General features: G+C 64.6%; 34 protein-coding genes and 1 pseudogene. 15 read left to right on the top strand and 20 right to left on the bottom strand.

Features of this window, described 5'->3' with window-relative positions:
* Nucleotides 1-9: 9 nt before the first annotated feature.
* On the top strand, nucleotides 10-396 hold the full coding sequence (locus AUC69_RS11115; protein ID WP_069442213.1) for a TfoX/Sxy family protein: 387 nt from the start codon (nucleotides 10-12) through the stop codon (nucleotides 394-396).
* Here the strand turns inward: AUC69_RS11115 and AUC69_RS11110 are convergent.
* A complete protein-coding gene (locus AUC69_RS11110) occupies nucleotides 393-1070 on the bottom strand; it encodes an SH3 domain-containing protein (protein ID WP_158008094.1) in 678 nt (225 codons plus the stop codon). The genes AUC69_RS11115 and AUC69_RS11110 overlap by 4 nt on opposite strands.
* Nucleotides 1071-1218: 148 nt before the next feature.
* Between AUC69_RS11110 and AUC69_RS11105 the strand changes: the two genes are divergently transcribed.
* Nucleotides 1219-1764, top strand: a complete 546-nt coding sequence (locus AUC69_RS11105) for a cupin domain-containing protein (RefSeq protein ID WP_069442283.1) — start codon at nucleotides 1219-1221, stop codon at nucleotides 1762-1764.
* A gap of 15 nt (nucleotides 1765-1779) precedes the next feature.
* Here AUC69_RS11105 and AUC69_RS11100 read toward each other — a convergent pair whose 3' ends face one another.
* Both AUC69_RS11100 and AUC69_RS11095 read right to left on the bottom strand, forming a co-directional pair.
* The gene (locus AUC69_RS11100) at nucleotides 1780-2091 is read right to left on the bottom strand and encodes an SH3 domain-containing protein (protein WP_069442211.1); all 312 of its coding nucleotides are present in this window, start codon (nucleotides 2089-2091) and stop codon (nucleotides 1780-1782) included.
* Nucleotides 2088-2717 (bottom strand): hypothetical protein, encoded by a 630-nt coding sequence (locus AUC69_RS11095; RefSeq protein WP_141700749.1) that lies wholly within the window; start codon nucleotides 2715-2717, stop codon nucleotides 2088-2090. Before AUC69_RS11095 ends, AUC69_RS11100 begins: the two co-directional genes overlap by 4 nt.
* A gap of 339 nt (nucleotides 2718-3056) precedes the next feature.
* Between AUC69_RS11095 and AUC69_RS11090 the strand changes: the two genes are divergently transcribed.
* Nucleotides 3057-3434 carry a SpoIIAA family protein gene (locus tag AUC69_RS11090; protein WP_069442209.1) on the top strand — a complete coding sequence of 126 codons (378 nt, stop codon included), beginning with the start codon at nucleotides 3057-3059 and terminating at the stop codon, nucleotides 3432-3434.
* Nucleotides 3435-3443: 9 nt separating this feature from the next.
* Here AUC69_RS11090 and AUC69_RS11085 read toward each other — a convergent pair whose 3' ends face one another.
* Together AUC69_RS11085 and AUC69_RS16425 are read right to left on the bottom strand one after the other, a co-directional pair.
* Nucleotides 3444-3893 (bottom strand): c-type cytochrome, encoded by a 450-nt coding sequence (locus AUC69_RS11085; protein WP_342018574.1) that lies wholly within the window; start codon nucleotides 3891-3893, stop codon nucleotides 3444-3446.
* Nucleotides 3894-4148: 255 nt separating this feature from the next.
* On the bottom strand, nucleotides 4149-4325 hold the full coding sequence (locus tag AUC69_RS16425; RefSeq protein WP_083239350.1) for a YdcH family protein: 177 nt from the start codon (nucleotides 4323-4325) through the stop codon (nucleotides 4149-4151).
* A 216-nt stretch (nucleotides 4326-4541) separates the two neighbouring features.
* On the opposite strand from AUC69_RS16425, the gene AUC69_RS11080 reads away from it, so the two are divergent.
* Complete coding sequence (locus tag AUC69_RS11080) at nucleotides 4542-4748, top strand: YdcH family protein (protein WP_069442207.1); 207 nt, start codon at nucleotides 4542-4544, stop codon at nucleotides 4746-4748.
* On the opposite strand, the gene AUC69_RS11075 is transcribed toward AUC69_RS11080, so the two are convergent.
* Nucleotides 4738-5163, bottom strand: coding sequence for a DUF4345 domain-containing protein (locus tag AUC69_RS11075; RefSeq protein WP_083239349.1), 426 nt, complete (start codon nucleotides 5161-5163; stop codon nucleotides 4738-4740). The genes AUC69_RS11080 and AUC69_RS11075 overlap by 11 nt on opposite strands.
* A 156-nt stretch (nucleotides 5164-5319) precedes the next feature.
* Between AUC69_RS11075 and purE the strand changes: the two genes are divergently transcribed.
* From purE to rpsU, 3 genes are all read left to right on the top strand, one after another.
* Complete coding sequence (purE, locus tag AUC69_RS11070; protein WP_069442206.1) at nucleotides 5320-5829, top strand: 5-(carboxyamino)imidazole ribonucleotide mutase; 510 nt, start codon at nucleotides 5320-5322, stop codon at nucleotides 5827-5829.
* Nucleotides 5822-6907 (top strand): 5-(carboxyamino)imidazole ribonucleotide synthase, encoded by a 1086-nt coding sequence (locus tag AUC69_RS11065; protein WP_069442205.1) that lies wholly within the window; start codon nucleotides 5822-5824, stop codon nucleotides 6905-6907. The genes purE and AUC69_RS11065 overlap by 8 nt, the downstream gene beginning before the upstream one ends.
* Nucleotides 6908-7048: 141 nt before the next feature.
* A complete protein-coding gene (gene rpsU, locus AUC69_RS11060; protein WP_069442204.1) occupies nucleotides 7049-7282 on the top strand; it encodes a 30S ribosomal protein S21 in 234 nt (77 codons plus the stop codon).
* 16 nt (nucleotides 7283-7298) lie between these two features.
* Here the strand turns inward: rpsU and AUC69_RS11055 are convergent, their stop codons facing one another.
* From AUC69_RS11055 to AUC69_RS11020, 9 genes and pseudogenes are all read right to left on the bottom strand, one after another.
* Nucleotides 7299-8225: an alpha/beta hydrolase gene (locus tag AUC69_RS11055; protein WP_069442203.1), complete on the bottom strand. Its 927-nt coding sequence runs from the start codon at nucleotides 8223-8225 to the stop codon at nucleotides 7299-7301.
* Nucleotides 8226-8605: 380 nt separating this feature from the next.
* Entirely contained in the window at nucleotides 8606-9997 is a 1392-nt protein-coding gene (locus tag AUC69_RS11050) for an NAD(P)(+) transhydrogenase (Re/Si-specific) subunit beta (RefSeq protein WP_069442202.1), read from the bottom strand.
* A 1-nt stretch (nucleotide 9998) separates the two neighbouring features.
* On the bottom strand, nucleotides 9999-10418 hold the full coding sequence (locus AUC69_RS11045; protein ID WP_083239348.1) for a proton-translocating transhydrogenase family protein: 420 nt from the start codon (nucleotides 10416-10418) through the stop codon (nucleotides 9999-10001).
* Nucleotides 10415-11666 (bottom strand): annotated as a pseudogene (locus AUC69_RS11040) (Re/Si-specific NAD(P)(+) transhydrogenase subunit alpha). Before AUC69_RS11040 ends, AUC69_RS11045 begins: the two are co-directional and overlap by 4 nt.
* Nucleotides 11667-11769: 103 nt before the next feature.
* A complete protein-coding gene (locus AUC69_RS16420) occupies nucleotides 11770-11913 on the bottom strand; it encodes an aa3-type cytochrome c oxidase subunit IV (RefSeq protein ID WP_083239347.1) in 144 nt (47 codons plus the stop codon).
* An 85-nt stretch (nucleotides 11914-11998) separates the two neighbouring features.
* On the bottom strand, nucleotides 11999-12919 hold the full coding sequence (locus tag AUC69_RS11035; protein ID WP_069442201.1) for a VOC family protein: 921 nt from the start codon (nucleotides 12917-12919) through the stop codon (nucleotides 11999-12001).
* Nucleotides 12920-12930: 11 nt separating this feature from the next.
* Nucleotides 12931-13383, bottom strand: coding sequence for a cupin domain-containing protein (locus tag AUC69_RS11030; protein ID WP_069442200.1), 453 nt, complete (start codon nucleotides 13381-13383; stop codon nucleotides 12931-12933).
* Between the two features lie 12 nt (nucleotides 13384-13395).
* Nucleotides 13396-13872 carry a DoxX family protein gene (locus AUC69_RS11025; protein ID WP_069442199.1) on the bottom strand — a complete coding sequence of 159 codons (477 nt, stop codon included), beginning with the start codon at nucleotides 13870-13872 and terminating at the stop codon, nucleotides 13396-13398.
* 69 nt (nucleotides 13873-13941) lie between these two features.
* A complete protein-coding gene (locus AUC69_RS11020) occupies nucleotides 13942-15330 on the bottom strand; it encodes an ABC1 kinase family protein (protein WP_244500215.1) in 1389 nt (462 codons plus the stop codon).
* A gap of 121 nt (nucleotides 15331-15451) precedes the next feature.
* On the opposite strand from AUC69_RS11020, the gene AUC69_RS11015 reads away from it, so the two are divergent.
* Both AUC69_RS11015 and AUC69_RS11010 read left to right on the top strand, forming a co-directional pair.
* Nucleotides 15452-16363, top strand: coding sequence for an endonuclease/exonuclease/phosphatase family protein (locus tag AUC69_RS11015; RefSeq protein WP_069442198.1), 912 nt, complete (start codon nucleotides 15452-15454; stop codon nucleotides 16361-16363).
* Between the two features lie 35 nt (nucleotides 16364-16398).
* The gene (locus AUC69_RS11010; RefSeq protein ID WP_069442197.1) at nucleotides 16399-16854 is read left to right on the top strand and encodes a DUF411 domain-containing protein; all 456 of its coding nucleotides are present in this window, start codon (nucleotides 16399-16401) and stop codon (nucleotides 16852-16854) included.
* Nucleotides 16855-16876: 22 nt separating this feature from the next.
* Here AUC69_RS11010 and AUC69_RS11005 read toward each other — a convergent pair whose 3' ends face one another.
* Together AUC69_RS11005 and AUC69_RS11000 are read right to left on the bottom strand one after the other, a co-directional pair.
* Nucleotides 16877-17464 (bottom strand): DUF6790 family protein, encoded by a 588-nt coding sequence (locus tag AUC69_RS11005; RefSeq protein WP_193427418.1) that lies wholly within the window; start codon nucleotides 17462-17464, stop codon nucleotides 16877-16879.
* A gap of 17 nt (nucleotides 17465-17481) precedes the next feature.
* Nucleotides 17482-19359 carry a M3 family oligoendopeptidase gene (locus tag AUC69_RS11000; protein WP_069442195.1) on the bottom strand — a complete coding sequence of 626 codons (1878 nt, stop codon included), beginning with the start codon at nucleotides 19357-19359 and terminating at the stop codon, nucleotides 17482-17484.
* A gap of 286 nt (nucleotides 19360-19645) precedes the next feature.
* On the opposite strand from AUC69_RS11000, the gene AUC69_RS10995 reads away from it, so the two are divergent.
* From AUC69_RS10995 to AUC69_RS10970, 6 genes are all read left to right on the top strand, one after another.
* Nucleotides 19646-21154: a sigma-54-dependent transcriptional regulator gene (locus AUC69_RS10995; RefSeq protein ID WP_069442194.1), complete on the top strand. Its 1509-nt coding sequence runs from the start codon at nucleotides 19646-19648 to the stop codon at nucleotides 21152-21154.
* Nucleotides 21155-21339: 185 nt separating this feature from the next.
* Nucleotides 21340-21591: a hypothetical protein gene (locus AUC69_RS10990; protein ID WP_069442193.1), complete on the top strand. Its 252-nt coding sequence runs from the start codon at nucleotides 21340-21342 to the stop codon at nucleotides 21589-21591.
* Nucleotides 21534-21995 carry a L,D-transpeptidase scaffold domain-containing protein gene (locus AUC69_RS10985; RefSeq protein WP_204377317.1) on the top strand — a complete coding sequence of 154 codons (462 nt, stop codon included), beginning with the start codon at nucleotides 21534-21536 and terminating at the stop codon, nucleotides 21993-21995. The genes AUC69_RS10990 and AUC69_RS10985 overlap by 58 nt, the downstream gene beginning before the upstream one ends.
* A complete protein-coding gene (locus AUC69_RS10980) occupies nucleotides 21992-23128 on the top strand; it encodes a L,D-transpeptidase family protein (protein WP_069442191.1) in 1137 nt (378 codons plus the stop codon). Before AUC69_RS10985 ends, AUC69_RS10980 begins: the two co-directional genes overlap by 4 nt.
* 327 nt (nucleotides 23129-23455) lie before the next feature.
* Nucleotides 23456-24406, top strand: coding sequence for a peptidoglycan L,D-endopeptidase MepK (locus tag AUC69_RS19050; protein WP_069442190.1), 951 nt, complete (start codon nucleotides 23456-23458; stop codon nucleotides 24404-24406).
* 5 nt (nucleotides 24407-24411) lie between these two features.
* Nucleotides 24412-24666: a hypothetical protein gene (locus AUC69_RS10970; protein ID WP_069442189.1), complete on the top strand. Its 255-nt coding sequence runs from the start codon at nucleotides 24412-24414 to the stop codon at nucleotides 24664-24666.
* An 18-nt stretch (nucleotides 24667-24684) separates the two neighbouring features.
* Here the strand turns inward: AUC69_RS10970 and AUC69_RS10965 are convergent, their stop codons facing one another.
* From AUC69_RS10965 to AUC69_RS16415, 3 genes are all read right to left on the bottom strand, one after another.
* Entirely contained in the window at nucleotides 24685-25158 is a 474-nt protein-coding gene (locus AUC69_RS10965) for an MgtC/SapB family protein (protein WP_069442188.1), read from the bottom strand.
* 3 nt (nucleotides 25159-25161) lie between these two features.
* Complete coding sequence (locus AUC69_RS10960) at nucleotides 25162-25437, bottom strand: DUF2312 domain-containing protein (protein WP_083239343.1); 276 nt, start codon at nucleotides 25435-25437, stop codon at nucleotides 25162-25164.
* 209 nt (nucleotides 25438-25646) lie between these two features.
* Nucleotides 25647-26729, bottom strand: a complete 1083-nt coding sequence (locus tag AUC69_RS16415; RefSeq protein ID WP_158008092.1) for a DUF1244 domain-containing protein — start codon at nucleotides 26727-26729, stop codon at nucleotides 25647-25649.
* Nucleotides 26730-26833 lie beyond the last annotated feature (104 nt).

Below are 26833 nucleotides of genomic sequence, written 5' to 3'. Positions count from 1 at the left end.
CCCCAAGCCATGGCGCCGAGCGAAGGCTTCAAGGACTTCATCACGGACCAACTGGCCGGCTTCGGGCCAGTCACCATCCGCAACATGTTTGGCGGGGCCGGCATCTATGCCGATGGTGTGATGTTCGGGCTACTCGCCGACGACGTCCTCTACCTCAAGGCCGACGAGACATCGTCCCGCGCCTTCGCCGCCGAGGGCATGGGCCCCTTCACCTATGAGCCGGACGGCAGGGCGCCGGTCGCCATGTCCTACTGGGAAGTGCCCCCGCGACTTTTGGAGGAGCCCGGCGAGTTGGCCCAATGGGCGGCCGAGGCACACCGCATCGCCCGCCTCGGCAAGACCAAAGCCGCCAAGATCAAGCCGTCACGCAAGCGCGCGGCGACGCGCCGGGCTTAGCGGAACGCGCGATTCAGGAAAGCCGCGAAGTTGGTCTTGCTGCCGCTGCTGCGGGCCTGCTCGTCGGACCCGCCGCCGAGCATCATCGGACGATACTGCTTGCTGGGAATGCCGGTCACGGGCTTGGGCGTATCGATCTCGACCGAAGCCTGCTTCACCCGCTTCACCGGCTTGCTCTCCTGCGCGATCGACGCGGTCAACATGCTCGAGGAGAGCGCGCTCCGCGCAACCCAACCTTGGGCGCCGCTCTCGACGTCGGCGACCCGAACGAAGTCGCCGTCGCGGCCGATCTCACGCAACTCGCGTCCGGCGGGGAAGCCATACAGCAGGGGAGCGTCCGCGGACGGACCGGCCCGCACGGCGGCCGGCTTGGCGGCAACCTGGATTGCCGCGGCCTCGGCCAGCGTCTTCGGCTGGGAGTCTGTCTTGGCGTTGGCGATGTTCATCGGCGCGACACTCGGTGACCGCTGCGGCAGCGGCGGTGTGTTTGGCAGGGACGGCGCGAGGTCGACGGCCGGATTCGTGCTCGGCACCGCATGCGGGAGCGCTACGGCGACGGTCACGGAGGCGGTCCGCGTGGAATCGCTGTCGGACATCACCAAGCCGCCGGCGGCCAGCGCTCCGGCAGTGAGACCGGCACACGCAAGGGTCGCAATCCTGAGAGTGTTCGCCATGATCATCCTCCGTCTCTTCCCCCTTTCGAGAGACAAAACGCCGATGCCCGGCCACTCGTTCCCCAAGCGCCATACCCGCCTTATCCTGTGCACGCCAAGAACACCGTGATGTCGCCCCCTGAGAACACTGGAGAGACACCGAATGAGCATGAACGAGAGACCACGGATTCGCCGCGTGGTGACGGGACAGGCGACGGACGGCGCATCGGTGCTGGCGAGCGACACGGCCGTCTCCCCGGTCGAGACCGCGCTCATGCCGGGCGCCGAGTTCTATAGCCTGTGGGGCGCGGACGCGCCGGTGAGCCTGCCCAATGACGGTGCCGAGCCGGACTTCCACACCTGGTTTCCGCCCGATGGCGGCTTCCGCTTCGAGTTGATCGTGCTGCCACCCGACGGCAAGCTGCCTCAACCCGGCCTCGACATGAAACAGGCGCTGGCCGAAACCGAGAAGGTGCTGCCTGGGCTGATCGGCAAGATGGATCCCGCCCATCCCGGCATGCACCAGACCGACAGCATCGACCTCATCTATGTGACATGTGGCGCCTGCGTGCTCGCACTCGACGGTGGGACCGAGATCGCCCTCGCGGCAGGCGACGTCATCGTGCAGCACGGCCCGCGCCATGCCTGGCACAATCCGCATGCCGAGCCGTGCGGTCTGCTCACAATATCGCTTGGGGTTGGCCGGAAAGGCTGAGCGTCGAAGACCCGGTTAGTTGCCGCCGAGCGCCCGGTTGATCATGTCGCCGAGACCGCCGCCATTGCGCTTGAACCAACCGGCTCTGCGGCCCCGCTGCGGCTCGTCGTCGTAATAGGCTTCGCTCTGTCCGAGATTGCGACGATTGACGCCGGACGGAGCCACCACATGCGCCTGCATCCACCCGGTCGCCGCGCTCTGCGGATCGGTCACCTCGACCCAGCCTTCATAGCGGGACACGACTTTGAGATTGCGGCCATAGGGGAAGGCGAACAGCATCGGCGCATCTTCTGACGCCGTGGCGCGCATCGCCGCGCCGGAGATCACAACCTCAACCCATTCCTCGGTGTTCTGATCCGCCCACTCCGTGGATTCCCGGCCGTCCCATTGAGGGTCTTGCGGTGGTCCGTAAGGATCGCCTTGGGCGGAAGGGCCACCTTGCGCAGGAGGCGCGTAAGGATCGCCGGGCTGGCGGTGGGCCGCATAGGGATCACCTTGTCCCGGCGGCTGACCGTAGGCCCATGGCGGGCGCCGCTCGTCGCCCATTGCTCGGCGTCGTCCGTATAGCCCTGGTCGGCGGCACCCGGCATGGGCGGCTCGGCGTCATAAGGTGCAGCCTGGCCGGGCGGCAGCGCGGCTAGGTCCTGCGACGAGTCGGTGCCCTCGCCCGGCCAGTCGTCCAAGCCGTCCTGCGCGTCCGCGCTCTCATCCGGCAGCGATGTCATGTCTTGTTCGGGAGTCTCTGCGGCGTCCACGCCGGCTGCGGGCTCCGGCTCGCTGGTGACCGTCTCGAACGGCGGGATGTCCGCGTTCTTAGTCTCATCGGCTTTGGCTTTGGGCTCGGCCTCGGCCTCGGCGGCATTCCGCTCGGCGATCGCCTGCTGGTAAGCGAGCGGACGCGCCGCCCGCTCCTCGGTCGTCGGCTTGGCAATCGGTGAAGAGCTAAGGACCATCCAAACCGCGCCAACGGCGATGGCGCAGATGACCACTAGGGAAAAGATCAGCTTTTTGATCGCGATTCTCCCGTTTTTCTCACCCCATTAGGTGGAGAAAAGGCGGCAACAGCGTGTCCTTACGCCGGGATTATGGTCTCGTTAAGCTTAATTTCCGGTGAACCGCGCAAGGTGCGTCAACGTGGCGGGGAAAAGCCAAAGCGCACCAAAAGCCTAGCGCGGAGCGGCGACACGCCGACGCATTGCTGCCGCGGGGACGTCTAGGCGCGCGCTTGCCTCCTCGGCTAGGATGCCGGCGCTGAAAACGCTTTTCCGAATCGCGCTTGCCGGACGGACCCCATGCTCTCTTACACGGAACACGATAACGCCCAGGCCGTCGAGATCGCCTTGAGCGGCCGCGTCTCGACCGATGAGTTCGACCGAGTGGCGCGCAAGCTCGAAGCCTTCATCAAGCGCCACGGTCAAGTGCGCGTGCTCGAGGTGATCACCGATTTCGAGGGCATGGACGCCGCCGCCTTGTGGCATGACGTGAAATTCAGCCTGCAGCACCTCAAGGACTTCAACCGCATCGCCGTAGTGGCGAGCCCCGGCACGCATAATCTCTGGTCGAGCCTGGTATCGCCCTTCATGGACTGCGAGGTGGAGCATTTCGCACCCGACGAGATCGACGCGGCCCGCGATTGGCTGATGTGGCCGGAAGGGGCCGCCGACGTCTGAAGCGGGCGCTTACTCGTCGGCTGGCGAAGTCTCGTCCGTTTCGGCCGGCGCCTCCTGGATCGACTCCAGATAGGCGATGATGGCGTCAACGTCATGCGGGCCGAACACGAAGATCGGCATATCCGGATGGCCGGAGACGATGCCTTCCGCCAGGGACTCGGCCAGATCTTCAATCGGATAGCGGCTGGAGAGCGTACGGAAGGGCGGCGCGTCCGGGTTCGGGCTCGCGCCTTCGATGCCGACCGCGTGGCAGCGTGAGCACTTCTCCCGCACGAGCACCTCGCCTTTGTCGGTGAGATCCTTCTCCGCCGCCAGGGCCACGGATGAGACTGCAGACGAGAGCGTGGCTCCCAGCAGCGCCACCATCGCCAATGCGAATATCGCTGTCTTACCCGATGACCAGCCGTGCATAGCGCCGCGTGCCTCCACTCCTGACGAATCGATAGGTGATGGGATCATAAGCGTCTCTCCAACCCACAGTCTGACCTAAGTCAATCTCGGCCCGCGCGCATGGCGACCTGAAGGAACTTTGGGCTCAAAAGCCGAGCCTCGAAGACAACCGAGCCAAAAAGGCAAACCGAGCCAAAAAGACAATGGCCGCGAGGAGGTTTCGCGAACCTCGCGGCCAATAAAACAAGCTCCGTTCGCGCCCCCTGCGCAGCAAGCGGGCGCGCCAATCCTAGTCCGTCGGTGTCGACCAGGCTGTGGAAAAGCCTAGTGGTGCGGCTCCGGATTCAGCCGCTCCAGCTCATCTTTCAGACGCAGTTTTTGACGCTTCCACTCCGCGATCTTGAGCGGGTCGGCGGTGGGCCGCCCCTGCTCTTCCACGATCTTGCGATCCAATGCGCGGTGTTTTTCAGACAACTTCACGAGGTTTGCGTCTAGCGCCATATCGGACCTCCAATGTCGATTGTCTACGGCATCCATACTGCCAAACCGGCGAGGACTTGTCTAACGCCCCGCGCTCGACGCGGCGTCACGGCACACGTCCCGCGCAAGCGCCTCGTCGCTCGGTGGGCGGGTTTCACGGGGCTGGCTCTTGCGCCCACTCCCGTTCGCCCCGATACTTCGACTCAAAGCGGAGAGGCAAAGGAGCGGGCACGCCCGATGGAGAGCGAGGAAATTCGCGAGCTTCGGGCGATGTTGGCGAGGCTCAAGCAAGAGCACCGAGACCTCGACAGCGCCATCAACGCGCTGGAGGATTCCGGCCGAGCCGACGCACTACAGCTCAAGCGCCTGAAGAAGAAGAAGCTCTCCCTCCGGGACGAGATTTCCCGCGTCGAGGATCAGCTGCTCCCCGACATCATCGCTTGAGCTTGCGGTCCTCGGTGATCAGGATCGCCAGCCCGAGCAGCCCGCCCAGGACTTCCACCGCCAGGTAGATGTCGAGCAGTAGGCTGGGGCGACCGTCCACGATGAGGCTGATCAACCGGCCGGCCGCCAGCGACAGCGCGAAGAAGATTGCCCAAATCACCGCCGTGCGCTGCCAAGCGGGCGTGAAGGCGGCGATCGCCCAGAACAGGGCCGAGCCGAGATAGAGGCACATCATGGCGCGAAAGATGTGGATCTGGTCGGTTCCGGTCACGGTGATGTCGAGAGCCTTGGGCAGCACGGACTGAGGCTGGACCCCGTAGCTCAGTGCGATGGGTATGATCAAGGCGACGACCAGCAAGAGATAGAGCCGCATCAACTTGCTGTTCCGCGGGCCCGCCAAGAGTTGCTCAGGCATCTCGTCTCCCTCTCCTCAATCGCCGGCGAGATTAATCCATTCTTTTTACGTAAGACACCATAACGGGAGCAGGCGCGAGACGTGCCTTGCCAAGCAAGGCCCCACCCCTATAATCGCGCGCTTTCCGAAAGCGGCCCTCCGGCCAGAATCCTTCCCATGACCAGCACCATCAGCGATGCGAAACCAGCCGTCGGCATCATCATGGGCAGCCGCTCGGACTGGCCCACGCTGAAGGCGACGGCCGATGTTCTCGATGCGCTGAACGTGCCCTATGAGACGAAGGTGGTCTCGGCCCACCGCACGCCAAAACGCCTTTACGACTATGCCGCGACCGCGCAAGACCGCGGCCTCAAGGTCATCATCGCCGGCGCCGGCGGCGCGGCGCATCTTCCCGGCATGACCGCCTCCATGACGATGCTGCCGGTCCTCGGCGTGCCTGTGGAGAGCCGCGCCCTGAAAGGCCTCGACAGTCTCCTGTCCATCGCCCAGATGCCCGCGGGCGTCCCGGTCGGCACGCTCGCCATCGGCCAAGCCGGCGCGACCAATGCCGGCCTACTTGCCGCCGGCATCCTCGCGCTCTCCGATACCGGCCTCGCCGCACGCCTGGCGGCCTGGCGCGCGGCGCAAACCGCCTCCATCGCCGAGACGTTAGAGGATAATGCCTGAGGTCAGGCTGCCGCCCGGCAGCACCATCGGCATTCTCGGGGGCGGCCAACTCGGCCGCATGCTCTCCGTCGCCGCCAGCCGGCTGGGGCTCAAGACCCATATTTATAGCGACGAGCCGAACGCGCCTGCCTTCGATGTCGCCGCTGAAACTACGGTGGCGGCCTATGACGACGAAGCCGCGCTCGCCCGCTTTGCGGGAAGCGTCGGCGTCGTCACCTGCGAGTTCGAGAACGTGCCGGCCAAGGCGCTGGAGATCGCCGGCCGGAAGGCCCCAGTGTTTCCGCCGGCCAAGTCCTTCGCTACCGCGCAGGACCGGCTGGTGGAGAAGGATTTCATCGCCGGGCTCGGCATCGCGCTCGCCCCTTACGCCGCCGTGGGCAGCCTGGGCGATCTCAACGAGGGCCTGGCGCGCGTAAAGATCCCGGCCCTGCTCAAGACCCGCCGCTTCGGTTATGACGGCAAGGGCCAAGTCATGATCCACACGCTGTGCGAGGCCGGAAGCGCCTGGGAGGCGATCGGCGAGACGCCGTCCGTGCTGGAGGGCGTGGTGCGCTTCGAGCGCGAGGTTTCGGTGATCGCCGTGCGGGGCCAGGACGGCGAGACGCGCTTCTATGACGTGGTCGAGAACGTCCATGAGGGCGGCATCCTCGCCACCAGCCGCGCACCGGCCCGCATCGCCGCCTCAACCGTGTTCGAGGCGCGCCAGATCGCCGGCAAGATCGCCGAGGCGCTTCAGCATGTGGGCGTGCTCTGCGTCGAGATGTTCCAGCGCGAGGGCGATGAGCCCCGCCTCCTGGTCAACGAGATCGCGCCGCGAGTGCATAACTCCGGTCATTGGACCATCGATGCCTGTCCCGTCAGCCAATTCGAGAACCATGTGCGGGCCATTTGCGGCTGGCCGCTCGGCGAGGTCGGCCGCCACAGCGATGCGGTGATGACCAACCTGATCGGGGCCGACGTCGAGGCCTGGGAGACGCTGGCCGCCGAGCCCAATACCGCCGTCCACCTCTACGGCAAGGCGGAGCCGCGCCCCGGACGCAAGATGGGCCATGTGACGAGGCTGTTTCCCGAGAGCTGAAACGGGGAATAGGCGGTCTGGACAACCAGTCCCCGTTTTGGTACATGGGCCATCGGATGCGGGACCTTGGCGTTCTGGCCAGGGTCATCTTTGGCCCCGCTCCAATCCCAAAACCAACGGCCAATCGGAGATCTAAGGCGCGTGCAAGTCGTCGTTCGCGATAACAATGTCGATCAGGCCCTCCGGGCGCTGAAGAAGAAAATGCAGCGCGAAGGCATCTTCCGCGAGATGAAGCTCCGTAATTATTACGAGAAGCCTTCGGAGAAGCGTGCCCGCGAGAAGGCCGAGGCCATCCGCCGTGCCCGCAAGCTCGCGCGCAAGAAGGCTCAGCGCGAGAGCGGCGTCGCCGCCAAGCCACGCACCCCGCGCCGCTAGGCATTTATCTTCAGATTTAGGCTGCTCGAGCCGGGAATCGTGTTCCCGGCTTTGTTGCGTGTGGCGCGCGTCTACGCTCGGCGTCGGCCGCCGCCACGAGTTCGACCGGACGCCCAGCCCGCGCGACGGGCGCCTCCACGGCAGGCTCCGGTGCGAGGCTGGCGATGAAGTCGCGCACGCGACCCCACGCCCCTTGCTCGAACAGATCGTTATGCCCCGCCCGAGGCACCAGGCTGAGGGTCTTCGGCTCGTTGGCGGCATGCAGCACGCGCCGCGCCTGATCCAGGGGAATGACGTTGTCCCGGCCGCCATGGATGATGAAGAGCGGCGCGGTGACTTGACCGATACGGTCGATGGTCCGGTACTGATCGACCATGATGTATTTCAGCGGCAAATACGGCCACATCAGCAGCCCCACATCCACCACCGAGGTGAAGGGAGCTTCCAGCACGAGAGCCTTCACCTCACGTTGCAACGACAGACGCGTTGCGACAGCCGTGCCGAGCGACTCGCCGTAAGTGACGATATCGTGCGGCGCCACGCCGAGGCCGCGCAGATAGTCGTAGGCGCTGACCGCATCCGCCGTGATTCTCGCCTCGGTGGGACGCCCGCCCGAGCCGCCATAGCCACGGTAGTTGAGCATGAACACGCCGTAGCCATCGCCGCCGATCGCCTTGATCTTGTTGGCGCGGTAAGCGGCACTGCCGCTATTGCCGCCGAAATAGAGCAGCGTCGGCTTGCCGGCTTGCGCCTGCCGGTACCACGCGATGAGCCGCGTACCGTCTGTCGCCTTGAACACGATCTCCTCGACGCCTGGGAGACCGGCATCGCGCGGCGCGACCCGCTTCCGATCCGGTACATAGACGAAATACCGATGCAGCAGTCGCGCAACGACGCAGAACAGCGCAAAGATTCCCACGAGCGATAGGAGAAGGTTCAACATGGATCAGGCAACGCCTCTCTATTATTGTCTTTGTTCGTCGTCTCCACCTTACCTGACGGGAATGAACGCTGGTTGAACGGCCCGTTCATCCAGCAATAACTGATGGGACGCCCCAGCGCGTTCCACGACAGCTAGCCCGCTAGGCAAAGCTCACTATATCAGCGCAAATCCAAACCTGACGAAGCTTAACTCTAGCCTAAATGGGGGGGCTGGCGTCAGAATCAATGCAACGCGCATGCGAGTCCAGCTCGCACGGCACGCGCTCTACGGACAGATTCCAGCCGGAGTTTGGCTATTCTCAGCCCAACTTTGTCCATTCTTCGTTATCTTTGAGACTGTTAACCACATCGCCGCATTGGCGGCGATCTGACGGATGTGGCCTAGAGCGACTTGGCGATCTCTTCCGTCATCTTCTTGGCGTCGCCCAGCACCATCATGGTGTTGTCGCGATAGAACACGGGATTGTCGATGCCGGCATAGCCGGACGCCAGCGACCGCTTGTTGAACAACACCGTGCCCGCCTTCCACACCTGCAGCACCGGCATGCCGTAAATCGGCGAGGACGGATCGTCCTCGGCGGCCGGATTGACCACGTCGTTGGCGCCGATCACGTAGACCACGTCGGCCTGCGGAAACTCCGAGTTGATATCCTCAAGCTCGAAGACCTCATCATACGGCACGTTGGCTTCCGCGAGCAGCACGTTCATATGGCCAGGCATGCGGCCGGCCACCGGGTGAATGGCGTATTTCACCTCGACGCCCGCCTCTTTCAGCCCATCGGCCATCTCGCGCAACGCATGCTGCGCCTGCGCGACGGCCATGCCGTAGCCCGGCACGATGATGACCTTCTCCGCGTTCTTCATCAGGAAGGCCGCGTCCTCGGCCGAGCCGAGCTTGACCGGCTTCTGCTCGCCGCCGCCGGCGGGGCCAGCCACCTCGCCGCCGAAGCCGCCGAGAATGACGCTGATGAAGGAGCGGTTCATGCCCTTGCACATGATGTAGGACAGGATCGCGCCCGACGAGCCGACCAGCGCGCCGGTAATGATCAGCGCCGTGTTGCCGAGGGTGAAGCCGATACCGGCGGCCGCCCATCCCGAATAGGAGTTCAGCATCGAGATGACGACCGGCATGTCCGCGCCGATGGGGATGATGATGAGCACGCCGAGCAGCAGCGATAGCCCGACGATCGCCCAGAAATAGACCGGCGTTTGCTCCTGACAGAACAGCACGACGCAGACCACCAGGCCGATGGCGAGCGCGATGTTGATGATATGGCGCGCGGGCAACATGATCGGCTTGCCCGACATACGGCCCGACAGCTTCAAGAAGGCGATGATCGAGCCGGTGAACGTAATGGCGCCGATGGCCGCGCCAAGCGACATCTCGATCAGGCTCGACACGCGGATCGCACCCGGCACGCCGATGCCGAAAGCCTCGGGCGCGTAATACGCCGCGGCTGCCACCAGCACGGCCGCGAGACCGACCAGCGAATGGAACGCGGCAACAAGCTCGGGCATCGCCGTCATGGGGATGCGGCGCGCGATGACCGCGCCGATGCCGCCGCCGATGGCGATACCGCCGGCAATCATCGCCCACGTCAGCGGTTCTTGCGGCTGGGCCACGGCCAGCGTGGTGACCACGGCGATGGCCATGCCGGCCATGCCCAGATAATTGCCCTGCCGCGAAGTCTCCGGCGAGGACAGACCGCGTAGCGCCAGGATGAAGAGAACACCGGCGATGAGATAGAGCAGCGTGACGAGTTCGCTCGACATCTTAGCGATCCTTGCGCCGGTACATGGCGAGCATGCGTTGGGTGACGAGGAAGCCGCCGAAAATGTTCACGCACGCCAGGATCAGCGCCGCGAGTCCCAGCAGCTTGGCAATGAGGTGGCCGGAGGAGCCTACCGCGTCGGCGGCCTCCACGGACACGGCAAGCAGCGCACCGACCACGATGACCGAGGAGATCGCGTTGGTCACCGACATCAGCGGCGTATGCAGCGCCGGCGTAACGCTCCACACCACGTAATAGCCGACGAATACGGCAAGCACGAAGATGGAGAACTGCGAGAGGAAATCGTGCCCGCCTTCCGCCGCGCCAGCTTCCGCCGCGTAGGCGCTTCCGGCCCAGGTCACTCCGGCCAGCATGCCCACGGCGAGGAGCGTGAGGCCCGCATAAAGGGTCCGTCTCGTCATGTCGTCTTGCCTCCCTTGGGCTGGCGCTTCGCAGCCGCCTTCTTAGCCGGAGCCTTGGCAGCGCCGTTGGCCTCGGGCTTCGCAGCCGCCGTCGTGGCGCCGGCCGGCTTGCCGCCCAGGCGTTCGGCAACCATGGCGTTGACGATGGCGCCGTCCCGGGCGATCGCCGTCCCCTTGGCCAACTCGTCGTCCCAATCGATGGCCAGCGCTTTCGACTCCTTGTCGATGAAGGGATCGATGAAAGCCTGGAGGTTGCGTGCGTAAAGGCTCGACGCGTTGACCGGCACTTGGCCCGCAAGATTGAGCGGGCCGAAAATGCGCACGCCCTTGTGCTCGGCCACCTCGCCGGGCTTGGTCAACTCGGCATTGCCGCCGCGCTCGGCGGCGAGATCCATGATGATGGACCCGGGACGCATGCTCTCGATCATCGTCTTGGAGATGAGCTGTGGCGCGGGACGGCCCGGGATCAGCGCCGTGGTGATGACGATGTCCTGGTTCTTCACATGCTCGGCGACCAGGTCGGCTTGCTTCTTCTTATATTCGGCCGACATCTCTTTCGCATAGCCGCCGGCGTCTCCGCCTGCTTGAACTCTTCGTCTTCCACGGCGATGAATTTGGCGCCGAGCGAAGCCACTTGCTCCTTCACGGCCGGTCGCACGTCCGTCGCCGTCACGATGGCCCGAGCCGCCGCGCGGTGGCGATGGCCTGAAGCCCGGCAACGCCGACGCCCATGACGAACACGCGCGCGGCGGGCACAGTGCCGGCCGCCGTCATCATCATCGGCAGCGCCCGCTCGAACGCCGCGGCGGCGTCGACCACGGCCTTGTAGCCGGCGAGGTTCGATTGCGACGACAGCACGTCCATGCTCTGCGCGCGGGTAATGCGCGGCATCAGCTCCATGGCGAACAGCGCGACGCCCGTCTTTGCCAGCGCGTCGAGACCCTCGGCATCGGCAAACGGATCGAGCATGCCGATCAGCGCCGCGCCCTTCTTCATGGATTTGGCGATGCTGAGCGGCGGCCGCCGCACCGTGAAGACGACATCGGCGCCCGAAACGGAGTCAGCGTCCGTCTTGGCGATCTTGGCGCCGGCGTCGGTGTAGTCCTGATCGGAGAAATGGGACCTGAGCCCCGCGCCGGAACGCACGGTGACCGTAGCCCCGGCTTTGACGAGCTTCTTGACCGTCTCGGGAGTTAGCCCGATCCGCGGCTCGTCGTTGCCCTCGGCGGGTACGCCAATCGCAATCATCGTGGCTCCGTAGGCCGACGACCAGACCACAGCGCGGTCAGTAGCCGGCGTGAATTATGTCTGCGGTTAGGATGAGCTGAAGTGTCGAGAGCTCAAGCTCTGACTATGTCAGGAAATAGCCCATGAGCGCCATAAGCACGGCGACGCTGATCACGGTCCACAACGTCATCTTACAGAACAGGCTGTAAGTCCGCATGTGCTCCGCATAGTCCATCTCCGGACTGCCCTCTTTGGGATCGATATGCATTTTGACTAACCCCCAGTCGTTTCCTGCTTTCCGAAGCCAGATAGCAAAATCCGGCCGGTCCCGCAATAATTGCGGGGCACGGCTCCTAGCCCATTAGTATGATCATATGCCCGTCCGGACCCCGAACCGACGCGGCTTTCCGGCCATTCTTCAGGGTGACGATCCCCGGCGAGACGAAAGGCGCATCCGCCGCCTCCAACTTTCTCACGAGCGCAAACAGGTCATCGACCGCGTGGATCTGGCGCGCCGAGGCCACGTCATCGGCCCTGACCGCGGCGGTCAGGGTGCGGCCAGGCGGGGTCCGGTAATGCAGAAGCTCCACATGGGGCGTCGCCACCTCGGCGGGCGCCAGCGCCACCACATCCACGAGGCAGTCGCTTAGCCCATCCAACCGGTCCTGCCCGGGCCCCTGATTGAGCGACCGGCCAGCGATTCGGAAGCCGAGCAGGCCTTCGTAGAAGGCGACGCTCCGATCCACATCCATGATCGAAATCGCCGTGTGATCGTAGCCCAAGATCCCCGAGCCCGCGGCTTGGTGCCAGACGGGGGCGCCGACGCCTTGCGGGAAGAAGATCAGCTCCAGCGGGTGACCTTCCGGATCGCGGAACTTGAAGGCGGTGACCGCGCCGGTATTGGGCGGCAGAAGCACGGGCGCACCCTTTGTGACCACGCCCGGCGAGCCGCCTTCGAGCCGCTTCCACACCGCGTCGATATCGCCGGCCACGAGGGCGACATGCTCGAACCATTGATCGTTCGAGGCGGGCTGCGGGGGATAGGGCCGGCCCGGCGGATCGAATGCCACCAGCCGGATGACGTGCTGACCGACGGTGACATCGATGGCCCGCGCCGTGGTACCCGCGTCGAGCCCGAGAAGCCTGTTCCACGCGGGATCGCCCAATCCCTGCTCCGGCCCGACATCGAGGCCGAGCGCGTCGCGGTAGAAGGCGGCCGTTGCCGGCAAATCCGCCACCGTGATGCTGACCCTGATGAGCTGCGTGACGGGCATCCGCCGCCCTCCTACTTGAAGCCGCCTGGACGGACGCCGGACCATGTCTTGGGGTCGAGTTGCACCACCATCAGCGAGGCGGGCTCGTCGCCCACCGTGCCGGAGCGATGCCCGACCCTTCCTTCCGGATCAGGCTTGGACTCCTGGTCGCCGCCGAAAGACGGCTCTCCCGGGCCCATCTCGACCCGCGTGCCGTCCATCGTCTCCACGAACCAGCGGCCCGACACGGGCACGATCCATTGCGGCTTCGGGTTCTCGTGCCAATCGCCTATCCAGCCGACCGGCAGGACGCAGAACAAGATGCTCGCCTCCGACGTCAGGAGATGATCGTTCCACTGAGGCGCGGCCTTGCCGCCCATACTCTTGAGCTTAAAGTCCGTCAGCGCGCAGCGCGTCTGATGGGTCACGCCGTCGTCGTCCGTCCACACATGCCAGTAATCGAGCTTCGGCGGCGCATCGGTCATGACGACTCTCCACTACTCTCCGGCGCTGCCGGCCAGCGTGATCTTCGGCTGTGTCAGCGCCGAAATGTCCTCGATGTCCTTGCCGACCGTCTGGATGAAGCCGCTGGCAAACATCACGAAGATCAGCCCGCCGACGAGACCGAAATTCTTGAAGAAGTCCCAGACATGCGGATAGCCCTCGCTCGAGGGCGACCAAAAGCGCGGATAGCTCCAGAAATTGTGGTAGAGGACGGCCGTGACGGCGCAATAACCGGCGAGAATGAATGCCGCGATGCCGTCATAGAAGCCGAACACGATCATCGGCGGGGTCAGCAGCTCGACGGCCATGGCCAGCACCAGGAGCACCGGACCGCCTGGCAGCACGCCGGAATTCGCCTGCTTCAGGGCGTTGTCCCAGTTGAACACCTTGTCGAGAAAGCTGAACGGGAAGATCCAGACGATGAAGATCCGCGCCAGCACCGGCAAGGCGTCGTTGATTAGCCAATCCATCGTCAGCCTCCTCTCGATAGATTCGCATCGATATGGAAGACTCGGCGAAGTGGGCCTGGATCACAACCCTTACGGCACGGTTCCCTCGGGTAACGGTACGCCCGCTTTAACGAAGGCATCGCGCTGCCGGCGCGCCACATCGGCCATATCGGAGCCGGCGATCGCATCCTCGAACAGCTGGTGATAGTTGAGCTTGGCGTCGAGATGCAGGAACACGCCGCCGAGCCCGATCGCCGCGCGGTCCATGAACACGAACTCCCGCGGCACCGTCACCGGCCCCTTCTCGCGCAAGCCCTGATGCACCCGGAAGGCTTCCTGCCGCCCATAGGCGCCCGGCCGCACATCCTCGGCGATGGTGCGCACACGGTCCTCGAGCATGGGCCCGTAGATGAAGCCCGCCCAGATATTGAGGAGGTCGATCAGCTCGTTCGAGAGCCCGGTGAAGCCCCAGGTCTCGTAGGCGTGGACGATCAGCGCGCGGTCGCCGCGCAACAGCCCGTGATAGAGATCGACCACGCCCTGAATGAACTTCGGCGCGAAGGTCCGCATGCAGCCATAGTCCAGCAGGTTGATGCCCGGTGGCCTTACCGCTTTCATCCTCGAACACCGTGTAATTGCCGAGATGGGGATCGCCGTGAATGATGCCGTATTGGCTGAACGGGTACCACCAGCCCGGAACATGGCGCGGGCGATCTGGTTGCGCTCTTCGAGCGGGCGGTCCGTGTAGTCGAGCAGCCGCTTGCCATCGAGCCACGTCATGGAGAGCAGGCGCCGGGTCGACAGCTCCGGCACGATCTCCGGCACGCGGATGAGCGGATCGTCTTGGAAGATGAGACTGTAGAGCCGGGTGTGCTTGGCCTCCAACTCGTAGTCGAGCTCCTCGCGCAAGCGCGCGGTGATCTCCTTCAGCATTTCCGACGTCTCGATGGCGGGCGTCATGCGGCGATGGATGGAGAACAGGACACCGAGTTGGGCGAGGTCCGCCTCGACCGCCGACTGCATGTCCGGATATTGCAGCTTGACCGCGAGCTGGCGCCCGTCATGAGCGGTGGCGCGATGCACTTGGCCGAGCGAGGCGGACGCCGCGGCCTCATGGCCGAAACTCGCGAACTTCGTCTCCCAGTCGGGACCGAGCTCCGCCGCCATACGCCGCCGCACGAAGGACCAGCCCATGGGCGGGGCCTGGCTTTGCAGCTGACCGAGCTCGGCCACATATTCCGCCGGCAGCGCTTCGGGGATGGTGGCGAGGAGCTGCGCCACCTTCATGATCGGCCCCTTCAAGCCGCCGAGCGCGGCGGCCAGCGACGCGGCATCCTTGTCGCGGGCGGGATCGAGCCCAAACAGCCGGCGCCCGGCGATGCGCGCGGCGACGCCGCCGACATTGGCGCCGACGGACGCATAGCGGGCGGCGCGGGCGGTGAACCGGTTTTTTTCGCGGTCGGAAGGGCCGTCGGTCATGTCACTTAGGGCTTTCACGCAAGGTCGAGTCTTCCCCATATAGGAACCGTTGGGCCCGCGCCCATCCCCTGCCTCATTCAACGTGAAAGACCTCCCCTTGATGTCGAGACTCTTAAGAGCGGTGGTCGTTGCTGGCCTCCTTGCCAGCGCGGCGCTGACGGCGGTCGGCATCCTGGCCTATTGGCGCCCCGCGCTCGATATCGTCAATAACGGCCTTCCTGTCCTCACCGTTGGCTGCCTGGCCCTGCTTGGCCTCGCCTTCGCCGACGGCAAGCGGACGCTGATCGGCGCCGCGGCACTTCTCGTAGCAATCAACTTCGCCTTGCTCGTTTCCGGCGTGAGCGGCGCCGCGCCCGAGGCGCCGGAGGGCAGCAAGCGCTTCCTGCGTGTGGCGACCTTCAATCTGTGGGGGCCGAACGATCACGCCGACCGCATCGAGAAGTTCCTCGCCGACACCGATCCCGACGCCCTCGTTCTCGAAGAGGTGCGACAGCATCATCGCGCGTTTCTCGACGGGCTCGGCCGGCGCTACCCGCATCGCGCCGGCGAGGACGGCCTCGTCATTCTGTCGAAATATCCGATCCTGGCCGATGGTCGCGTCGACCGCGCCGGCTTCCCGCCCTGGATGTCGCTCATCATCCGCTGGGCGCGGCTCGACGTGAACGGCACCGAGGTCGAGCTTGCCGGCGTTCACTTGGCGCGCCCGTTCTACCCGGAACTCCAGCAGGAAGACATTCTCGCGCTGACCGCGTTCGTGCAAAGCCGCTCCGGTCCGCTCATCCTGGCCGGCGACTTCAACCTGGCGCCCTGGACATGGAAGCTGAAGAGCTTCACCCGCGCGACGGGACTTGGCCGCTACAACACGGTCCATCCCACGTGGCCGATGCAATGGCAGGGTGTGCCGCTGCTGCCGATCATCCCTATTGACCACGTGTTCGCCTCGGCGCAGTTCAGCAAGATCGCCACCATGGTCGGCCCGCGTCTGGGCTCCGATCACCGGCCTGTGATCGCCGACATTGCGCTCAGCGAATAAGATCGCCCTCGACGTCCTTAAGCCGGAGAAGACCCATGATTTTGCGAACCGCCCTCGCCTTCTGTCTCGCACTCGCACTGTCGGGCCCGGCCCTCGCGGCGACGGAAAGTCAGCCGTCCATCGAGGTCTGGAAGTCGCCGACCTGCGGCTGCTGCGGCAAGTGGGTGGAGCATCTCGAGGCCAACGGCTTCACGGTGACGGCCAAGAACACGTCGTCGGCGATGCTCGACCGCATCAAGCGGCAGGCGGGCATCACGGAGAAGCTCGCCTCCTGCCATACCGGGCTGATCGACGGCTATGCTATCGAGGGCCACGTCCCCGCCGAAGACATCAAGCGTCTCCTCAAAGAGCATCCCGACGCGGTCGGCCTGACCGTGCCGAACATGCCGATCGGCTCGCCGGGCATGGAGCAGCCGGGCGGCGAGACCGAACCGTATGACGTGCTGCTGGTGAAAAAGGACGGCAGCCTCGAAGTGTTCGCCCGTCACTGAGCGGCAACGCGCAAAGCCCTCGTCACTCCTTGATGAATTTCTCGAGCGCCTGCCGATAGTCGCGCATGGCGCGGCTGGCGATTTCGAGCTCGGCTTCCAACGCCAGCGTGTCGGGCGATTTCGGCCGCGGCCGGCGGGCCGCCACCAGCAACAACGCCAGCACCGCCATTGGCGTGAGGAAATCGCTGACCAGGATCGGCCCCGCATTGCCCTGGTTGAGATTGCCGTAGGCCAGGATGTCATGGACGTGGCCGATACCGGCGCCGACCAGAAAGCACGACGCAGCGATGGCGACGGCGACCCGCGGGTAGAACCCGGTGAACGCCGCGTAGAGGCTGGCGAGTCCGATACCGAGATTGGCGTAGCCCACCTCGAATTGGAACGGGCTCACCTCCCAGCCGATGGCGGCCGCGGCGCGCTCGGGAAAAATCACGTGGCCGACAAAGGCCCAAAGGCTGGCGATGCCGAGCGGAAAGATGAACAGGTAGCGCAGCAGCCGGTCGGTGACGAAGGCCTGGAGGATCGGCCGCGGGCCCCGCCACACCGCGATGCCCCAGCATGCAATCGCGGCCATCCATACGAGGATCGGGACCAGCGATACCTGGGACATGGCGTCTCGGCCTCGGCTTAGCTCGTCTCGTCCATGGCTTCGAGCTCGTCGATCAAGCCTTCGATCACCTTGAGACCCATGGACCAGAAATGCGGCTCGGTCGCATCCAGACCGAACGGCGCCAACAGTTCCTTATGGTGCTTGGTCCCGCCCGCCGCCAGCATGGCGAGATAGCGCTCGGCGAAGCCCTCGTCGGCCTTCTCGTAAACGGCGTAGAGCGAGTTCACCAGGCAGTCGCCGAAGGCATAGGCGTAGACATAAAACGGCGCGTGGATGAAGTGCGGGATGTAGCACCAGAAGGTCTCATATTCGGGCCGGAGCTCGATCGCCGGCCCGAGGCTCTCGCGCTGAACGTCGAGCCAAATCTCGCCGAGGCGCTCCGACGTCAGCTCGCCCTCGCGCCGCTCCTCATGCACCTTGCGCTCGAAGCTGTAGAAGGCGATTTGCCGGACAACCGTGTTCAGCATGTCCTCGACCTTGGCCGCCAGCAGGGCTTTCCTCTCGCGCTTGCTCGGCGCCTGATCGAGCAGCTTCTTGAAGGTCAGCATCTCGCCGAACACGCTCGCGGTCTCGGCGAGCGTCAGCGGCGTCGGCGCCATCAGCGGCCCTTGCACATTGGCCAGCACCTGATGCACGCCGTGGCCCAGCTCATGCGCGAGTGTCATCACGTCTCGCGGCTTACCCTGATAGTTGAGCAGAATATACGGATGCGCGCTCGGCACCGTGGGATGGGAGAAGGCGCCTTGCGACTTCCCTTCCCGCATCGCCGCGTCGATCCAGTTCTCGGCGAAGAACTTGCCGGCGATGTCGGCCATGCGCGGTGAGAAATCGCCGTAGGCCGTGAGCACGGTCGCTTGCGCGTCGTCCCAGCCGATCACCCTCTTGGGTTCCTCCGGCAGAGGCGCGTTGCGGTCCCAATACATGAGCTTGTTCTTGCCGAGCCACTTGGCCTTCATGGCGTAGTAGCGGTGCGACAGGCGCGGATACGCATCGCGCACGGCGGCGACCAGCGCGTCCACCACCTCCTTCTCGACCCGGTTGGCGAGGTGCCGGGAATCGGCGACCTCGGCGAAACCGCGCCAGCGGTCGGAGATCTCCTTGTCCTTGGCGAGCGTGTTGGTGATCAGCGTGAATAGCCGCACATTGTCCTTGAACACCTTGGCCAAGGCTTCCGCCGCCTCTTTGCGCTTCTTCTCGTTCGGATCGAGGAGCAGGTTCAGGGTCGGCTCAAGACTGAGCTTCTCGCCGTCGACCTTGAACCGCAGAGACGTCATGGTCTCGTTGAACAGGCGGTCCCAGGCGCCGCGCGAGGTCACCGCCTTCTCGTGGAACAGCTGCTCGAGCTTGTCCTCGAGCTGATACGGTTTCTCTTTGCGCAGATCTTCGATCCACGGCCGAAAATGGCCGAGCTCCGAGCCCGACATGGCGCTCTCGAGCGCGGCGTCGTCGAGCCGGTTGAGCTCCAGCGGGAAGAACAGGAGCTTGGACGAGATGGCGGTGATCTTCTCCTGGATGTCGCCATAGAATTTCTGCCGCCGCGGGTCGGCGGTGTCGGCCGCATAAAGCAGGCTGGCATAGGAGACGATGCGGCCCATCACGTCGTTCAGCGCCTCGAACTCGCGCAAGGCCTGGGCCATCGCCGCGCCGCCCCGCCCTTCGTCGAGAAGACTCACGAGCTTGCCGGCGTAACGCTCATGCATGGCTTCGGCGGCCTTCGTCGCCTTGTCGAGGTCGGCTTTCAGCACCGGTGATTCGGGGGCGTCGTAGAGATCGCCGAGATTCCATTCCGGCAGGTCGCCAAGCTCCGGCTTGTCGTCATGCTTCGCCTTGGTTTTGGCGGCATGCGTGGCGGCGAAGACGGGACGCGGGAACGGAGTCGCAAGAATGGACGGCATCGGTATGGGGAATCCTCGTTAGCGGTGGCCAACGCCTAGTGTGGGAAGGCTCGCGCGCAGCCGCAAGGCCCAAACTGACGCTGTCTCATGCATTTTTGCCCACGGCACGGGCGTTTCGGAGGGCGCTGCGGCAACGACTTCACCAAAATCGAACCGAGTTAAAGAAGATGTTTACCCTTCCACTGCACAGTTTTGGCACAGCAGGGGCCCGCTCAGGGTGAAGTTGTTGCCGTGGGGGGCGCCTCTGCCTCGTTAGTATTTGCGTAACTTTAGTGAGTTTTGCGTCATGCCCAAGCGCGTCCTGGTCGTCGATGACGACCCAGCACAACGTCGTATTCTCGAAGAGACCATCAAGCGGTTCGGCTACCTTGTCGAAACAGCCGAAGGCGGCGACCAAGCTCTTGCCGCGCTGAAGGCCGACAACGCCGGCGATATTTGCTTGATCCTTCTCGATCTCGTCATGCCCGGCACCGACGGCATGGCCGTCCTGTCCGCCATGCGGTCCCTGCCGCGCAAGCCTCCCGCCATCGTCCAGACTGCCAATGGCAGCATCGATGCCGCGATCGGGGCGATGCGTGCCGGCGCCGTCGACTTCGTGGTCAAGCCGGTCAGCCCGGAGCGGCTGGAGGTCTCCGTCAAGAACGCGCTCAAGATCGAGGCGCTCGCCGGCGAGATCACCCGCATGAAGGCCACCGCCAGCGGCAATCTCGGCTTTGCCGATCTCATCGCCGGCAGCGAGGCCATGAAGCGGGTCATCGACCTTGGCAAGCGCGCCGCCAGCTCGAGCATTCCCGTCCTCATCGAGGGCGAATCGGGCGTCGGCAAGGAGATGATCGCCCGCGCCATCCAGGGCGAGAGCGCCCGGAGGTCGAAGCCGTTCATCACCGTCAATTGCGGCGCGATCCCCGAGAACCTGGTCGAAAGCATCCTGTTCGGCCATGAGAAGGGCTCCTTCACCGGCGCCTCCGAGAAGCGGATCGGCAAATTCGTCGAGGCCGACAGCGGCACGCTGTTCCTCGACGAGATCGGCGAACTGCCCCTCGATGCCCAAGTGAAGCTGCTGCGCGCGCTGCAAGAGGGCGAGATAGACCCGGTCGGCGGCAAGCAGCCGGTCAAGGTCGACATCCGTCTCATCTCGGCGACCAACCAGAACCTGATCAATCTCGTGCAGGAAGGCCGCTTCCGCGAGGACCTGTACTATCGGCTCAACGTCTTCCCCATCTGGGTGCCGCCCTTCCGCGAGCGCCTCGAAGACGTGCCGGAGCTCGTCCGTCATTTCACTGCCCGCTTCGCCGCCGAGGAAGGCAAGCGCATCGACGGCATCGACGCCGAGGCGACCGCCATGCTCCAGCGCTATTCCTGGCCCGGCAATATCCGCCAGCTCGAGAACGCGGTGTTCCGCGCCGTCGTCCTCGCCGACACGCCCATGCTGACGGTGAACGAGTTCCCGCAAGTGGCGGCGCACGTCGAAGGCTACGCGGTCACGGTGCCGCCGGCGCCGGCGCCGAAAGATCTGACGCCGCGCTTCGAAGGCCCGGTCATGCTGGGTCAGTCCGCCGACACGCCCGCCACGATCCATGTCCCGTCCACCAACGGCAAGGACGCCGTGGGCATCGCGGCCCTTAGCGACACAGGCGACATCCGTTCGCTGGAAGCCGTCGAGGCCGACATGATCCGGCTCGCCTTCGGCCGCTATCGCGGGCGGATGACGGAGATTGCCAAGCGGCTCGGCATCGGCCGGTCGACTCTCTATCGCAAGATGCGGGAGATCGGTCTCGAAGCGAGAGCCAATTAGCAAAACGCTGATCGAGACGACCGGTCAGCCGGGGGCAAACCTGCGATCGGCAGGAATGCAACAGTGGGAAGGAAAAGTGGGTCCGGCAACCTTTAAGCAGAGCCGCGTTATGGCCATTAAAGGAAAGGCCGGACTACCGTCCGGGCGCGACACCGGCTGATTCGGCCAGAGGGAGCAAGAATTCCATGAGGCCTATCCACAGTTTTGCGCTGACCTTGTTGTTGGCCACCTCTTTCAGCGCACCGGCCTATGCCGCCGAGCCCGATGCGCCCGGAGCCCTGATTACCAGGCCCGAGGCCATCCGCATGGCGGTGCAGAACCGGCTCTCGGAGAAATTCTCCGCCACCACCGAGCAGAAGAAGGACGAGAAGGGCGCCTGGTGGAGTATTACTCCATCCCCGACCAAAAACTTCTCTGGGTGGACGCCGACGGCCTGACCGATCGCGGCAAGGCCGTGATCGCCGAGATCATGCGGGCCGACGATTACGGCTTGAGCGCCGCGGACTATGAGCTGCCGAGCCTGTCCGGCTTCGATGCCGACTCCACGAGCGCCACGGAGCAGCTCGCCGATGCCGAGATCAAGATCAGCCATGCGGTTCTCGACTACGCGCACGATGCCCGCGGCGGCAGGATCACGCCCTCGCGCATCTCGCGCAATCTCGACCCGACGCTCGCGCTTCCCAATTCTTTGGAAGTGATCGAGTCGATCGCCTTCCGCTCCGATCCCGCGGCGTATTTGCGCAGCTTCCAGCCCGACCAGCCGCAGTTTGAGCTGCTTCGCAAGAAGCTGATCGAGCTTCGCGGCGGCGACAAGCCGGTCGACGCGGAAAAGCCACGGTGAAGATTCCGAACGGCCCGCTGCTCAAATTCGGCGTCGCCGATCCCCAGGTCGCGTTGCTCAGGACCCGGCTTGATGTGCCGGAAGGGCAGAACCCGGAGCTGTACGACGAGGACGTCCTCGCGGCCGTGAAGAAATTCCAGGTGGAGCACCACACCGCCGCCGACGGCGTTGTCGGCTCCGGCACGCGCCGGCTCCTCAATCAGCCGCATCTGCGCCACATGGGTTCGCCGGCGCAGATCAAGGCCATCCTCCTCAACATGGAGCGCTGGCGCTGGCTCCCCCACGATCAGGGCAGCTTCTACGTCACCGTCAACATCCCGGAATTCACGTTGCGGGTCGTCAGCGACGACGAGACGATCCACAGCACGCGTGTGGTTGTCGGCAAGCCGAACACGCAGACGCCGGTATTCTCCAACGAAATGCAGACGGTCGTGTTCGGCCCGTTCTGGAACGTGCCGAACTCCATCAAGACCGGTGAGATCAGGCCGTATGTGCGCCAGACCGGCGGCGGCTGGTTCAGCGGCGGCAGCGGCTGGAACACCTCGGTCTTCCAGCGCCACAACCTCCGCATCAAATACGGCGGACGCGAAGTCGATCCCGGTTCACTGGATTGGAACAGGATCGATATCCGCAGCCTTCACCTCTATCAGCCGCCGGGCCCCGGCAACGTTCTCGGCAACGTCAAGTTCGTGTTCCCCAACAAGCACGACGTCTACATGCACGACACGCCGCAGAAGCATCTGTTCGCCAAGCAAGTGCGCGCCGAGAGCCATGGCTGCATGCGGGTGCAGAACCCCGGCGAGTTTGCCGCGGTCATCCTCAAGCACGACCAGAACTGGAGCCACGCCCGCGTCATGTCGGCGATGGATACCGGCTACGACCAGCATGTAGGGCTCCATCGCAAGGTGCCGGTCTACATCACCTACTTCACCTTGCGGGTGAACGACGACGGCTCGATCACGACCTTCCAGGACCTCTATGGCCACGATCGCCGCATGGCGGCCGCCCTGTTCGACGGCCGCTCGGTGTTTTCCACACCGGCCGACGATGAGTTGCTGACCCAGTCAATCTCGCAGCCGCCCACGTCGCGCCGCCGGTCCGATCCCATCTCGGACGCCGTCTCGAGCTTCTAAGCTCCAGAAATCCTTGAAAACTAGGCCCCGCCCCGCTTAACCAAGCGGGGCGCCGGGCCGTGGCGTGTCCCCGGCTCTAACTGCCGCTCAGCGCGCGTTAACTATGCCCAGAACTGCTGGGCCAAGGTTAATGTGTTTGCCTTGTTTTTCGCCCAATTTACCGAATACTGTTGCTTAACGGTCACGACGGGAATGGTGGTGGCCGAGGGCGACGGGCCCTTAAAGGCCTGAAGTCACGGGGAAAAAGCCGGTCTGCGAACGCCGGCGAGGGAAGTTACGGAAAGTCGGGGATGCGCATTCGGGGGAGTAGTGCACGTCGCGCCATGCTTGGCGCAGGAGCCGTGCTTTTGGCCGTCGGCATGGCCATGGGCCCCCAAAGCCGGCGCCACCGGCGAGACCCGCACCCTTTCCCTCTACGAAATCCACACCAAAGAGAGCCTGACCGTCACTTATAAGCGGAACGGTCGATTCGACGAGGAGGCTCTCAAGAAGCTCAACCACTTCATGCGCGATTGGCGGGCCGACAAAGAGACCCAGATGGATCGCGAGCTCATCGATCTCATCTGGACGCTCCACGAGACGCTCGGTTCCAAGCAGCCCATTCACCTCGTCTCCGCCTATCGCAGCCCCGCCACCAACGAGAAGATGCGCAGAGCAGGCGGCGGCCAAGCCAGGAAGAGCCAGCACATGCTGGGCAAGGCGTCGGATCTTCATTTCCCCGACGTGCCGGTGAAGACACTCCGCAACTCGGCGCTGGTGCAGGAAGTCGGCGGCGTCGGCTATTATCCCACCTCGGGTCTGCCGTTTGTCCATGTCGATACCGGCCGCGTGCGCATGTGGCCGCGCATCCCGCGTCTCGAGCTTGCCGCGCTGTTTCCCGACGGGCAGACCGATTACCTGCCGCGGGACGGCGGGCGCATCACCAAGAAGGACTACCAGCTCGCGCTGGCTAAAGGCCTCGTGAGCAAGACCATGGTCGCCTCGGCGACGCCGACCCCGCTGCCGACGCCGAAGCCGCGCACCACATCGCCGCTCGAGACACCGCAGCCCATTCTTGCCTCTTACACGCCAAACCAACCCGCCGCCCCGATGGCCCTTGCCCCACCCGAGGCCGAGCCTCCCGCAGCCCCGCGCTTCACTTATGCCAACGCCGGTGGCTTCCCCTTCCCGCAAGCGCCGAGCCTTCTGCCGAAAGCGCATGAGGCCAAGATCCCGGCCTACCAGAGCGCGCAAGTGTCGGTGCGCCTGACGTCGACGACGACCATCCCGACGAGCTGAGCTACGTGCCCTTCGAGACCGCGAGCCTGATGACGGACACCTCGATTGCGAACAATCGCGAGATCGCCCCCCTCGTCCATCCCGAGCAGGGCAACCTTGATTATCTGTTCGACGATATGGACCGGCCGACGGCGTTCACGCTGCGCAGCACCTCAGGCTATCGCGGCCTGGCAAGCGCCCAGAAATTCTCCGGTGATGCGGTGAAGAGCCTGTACGCCGAGCTGGAAGCGCCTGCTCCCACCCGCCTCGCCCGGCGCTAAGCGAGAGACCTGGCGCCGCTACTTGGCCTTCCGCGCCTTCTCGAAGGCGTCCTCGATCCACGCCACCCCGATCAGCAGAAACACGGCCAGCACCAGCGACAGGCCGACGATCTGCCACGCCGCAAGGCCACAGGCGATACCGAGCGCGGCCGTCACCCACACGGTGGCAGCGGTGGTCAGCCCTTTGACCGTTTGCGATTCGGAATCGCGCAGGATCACGCCGGCGCCGATGAAGCCGATGCCGGCCATGATGCCCTGGATGACACCTTGGATCACACGCGCAAGCGATTCCGGGCTGTCCGCGAGACCCTGAAAGTGGATCGTTGAGATCGGCACCATCGCCGCGCCGAGCGATACGAGACCCAGGGTCCGCATGCCGATCGGCTTGTCGGCGAGATCCCGGTTGAGTCCAATCAGCATGCCGACGACGACGGCCGCCCCGAGTCGCAGTGCGATGTCGACGATGTCGAAGGATGCCGGGTTCTCAGTCAAAGGCTAGGCCGCCTCGGACTCCGCATCGGCGTCGGCCTGCGTCATGCCGAGCGCATGGAGATATGTGTCGAGGATCAACTCTTCCTCGCGCCGCTTGGTCTCGTCCAACTTGCGCAAGCGGATCACCGTGCGCAGCGCCTTGACATCGAAGCCGTTGCCTTTGGCCTCAGCGTAGACCTCGCGCAAATCCACGGAGAGCGCCGCCTTCTCCTCCTCCAGCCGCTCGATGCGGGCCACGATGGTACGAAGCTGATCTTTGGCTGATGACTGTAGCGACACGTTAGGCCCCTCGCACGTTTGTGATGATTCGATGAAAGGCGAGAGTGGTCCCGATCGCCGACCGCAGCAAGCTGGCAGCGGCGCTTTTCCCGGTTATCCAGAGCCCCGGCATGCGTGACCCGCGACGGCACCCAGAATGGCGCAGGAAACCAGTAAGATAATGATTTATTGCAGTTTTTTACGCCTGCCTGACATACGTCTCACGACCGCTAGGTCTGGTACTTCGCTTTCCATTCGTCATACGGCATGCCGTAGACCATCTCCCTCGCAGCGTCCTTGCCGAGCGCGATACCGCGTTCGTCGGCCGCCTCGAGATACCAGGTCGACAGGCAGTTGCGGCAGAAGCCGGCGAGCTCCATCAGATCGATATTCTGTACGTCGGTGCGCTCGCGCAAATGCTCGACGAGCCGCCGGAAAGCCGCGGCTTCGAGTTCCGTCCTCGTCTTGTCATCCATGATGTCCGCATCCCTTCGCTGCATCGATGCGCCGGTGTTGGAGCCGTGATACTCGATCTCGTGAAGCCGTTCGCCGGCGCTGAGCGCCATCGGCAAGACCCGGGCGAGATGTCCGGCCCATTCGGCCTGGCCCTCTGCCCCGAAGATCAGATCCTGGCGCAGCTCGATCAGCGCATGCGCCAGACCGCGCTCCGTGGCGTGCCGGTACAGCGTATCGCCCTTGAGCTGGCCGGAATACGGCACGTTGTCACCCACCTCCACATCGGGAATGGTCCGCAAGGCATCGAGCAGAGGCAGCGCGAAGCGCGGGTCCTTGTCCCACAGCACCGAGGCGGCCCAGGGCCGCGGCACGCCCTTCCAGGCTTGGGTGAAGCTGTGAATGGAGACGATCACCGGCGGCTTGCCAGCGGCGATGCCCGCCTCGACCGCCCGGCCGACGGCCTCATCATAGGGCCTGTGGAAGCGCTCGATCCGCGCCTCGATCTCGCCAGGGCTCAAACCCACATTGCCGGGGACCACGAGCCCATCGGACAGTTGCATGACGAGGGTCGGATCGTCCGGCCCCCGATTCGGGTCGATCAGGAGGCGGGAGAAGCGGCTGAGTACCGCGGGGGCGCCCAGCGCCTCGGCAAGCCGCGCCGCCACCTCGGCGGCCCCGAGATCGAAGGCGATATGCCGGTGAAGGTCCTCCGGCCTGAGGCCAAGTGTCCCATATTCCTCAGGAATCCGGTTTTCCGCATGATCGCAAAGGATGAGAAGGCCGAGGCTCAGATCCCCTTCGATGTTCCGGTATGGCTTTTCGCCCGATTTTTCTTGTACAAGAGTGTCCAGGCTCAACTCCCCGCGATCATCGTCGCACTTTTCCAACTGCTTCCGCCCCGCACCGCGGCAACAAGTAACGCTAAAAAGCCCACGTTGCGACGCATTTACCCACGATTTTC

This window comes from Methyloceanibacter superfactus (assembly GCF_001723305.1).
GTDB lineage: Bacteria > Pseudomonadota > Alphaproteobacteria > Rhizobiales > Methyloligellaceae > Methyloceanibacter > Methyloceanibacter superfactus.
Note: the sequence above shows the minus strand (reverse complement) of the source record. Positions and strands in the feature narration are given on the sequence as shown.